General features: G+C 74.0%; 1 protein-coding gene. It reads left to right on the top strand.

The features are described from left to right. Positions 1–95: 95 nt before the first annotated feature. Complete coding sequence (locus C1J00_RS43820) at positions 96–731, top strand: D-sedoheptulose-7-phosphate isomerase (RefSeq protein ID WP_102914269.1); 636 nt, start codon at positions 96–98, stop codon at positions 729–731. Positions 732–809 lie beyond the last annotated feature (78 nt).

Here is an 809-nt window from a genome sequence, read left to right as displayed (position 1 = left end):
GCCCCCGCCCGACGACAGCCGCCGAGGCCGACGTTCGACACCCCGAAGGAGGTGCGGGTTCGCCGCCGTCACCCACGGCGGTACGCCCGATCGACATGAGCGAACCCCCCGCACACCCCGTCCTGGAAACCGCGCGACTGCACTGCCGGTCACTGGAGGAAGCCCTCGGAGGGTTCCGCGAGCACGGCCTCGACCGGGTCGCGGACTGGGGCGGCCGTCTCGCCGACGTCCTCACCGCCGGCGGCCGGCTGCTGGCCGCGGGCAACGGCGGCAGCGCCGCCCAGGCCCAGCACCTCACCGCCGAACTCGTCGGCCGCTACCGCCGGGAACGCCGCGCCTACTCCGCGCTCGCCCTGCACGCCGAGACGTCCAGCATGACCGCCATCGGCAACGACTACGGCTTCGACCACGTCTACGCCCGTCAGGTCACCGCCCACGGCCGCCCCGGCGACATCCTGATGCTGCTCTCCACCTCCGGCCGCAGCCCCAACCTCATCGCCGCCGCCGTGACCGCCCGGCGGGCCGGACTGCGCGTGTGGGCCCTGACCGGGCGCGGCCCCAACCCCCTCGCGGAAGCCGCCCACGCATCCCTGTGCATCGACGCCGGCAGCACCGCGAACGTCCAGGAGATCCATCTCGTCGCCGTCCACCTGCTCTGCGAGTGCTTCGACACGGCCGTGTCCGCGCTGCCGGCACGCCGCGCGGTCCTCACCCACGGGAGCACGTCATGACCGGGCCACACCCGCTCGTCGTCGTGGGGGACGTCCTCCTCGACGAGGACATCGAAGGCGTCTCCACCCGCCTCTCCC

It is taken from the genome of Streptomyces cahuitamycinicus, from assembly GCF_002891435.1.
Lineage (GTDB): Bacteria > Actinomycetota > Actinomycetes > Streptomycetales > Streptomycetaceae > Streptomyces > Streptomyces cahuitamycinicus.
This window is presented reverse-complemented; position numbering and strand designations above follow the sequence as displayed.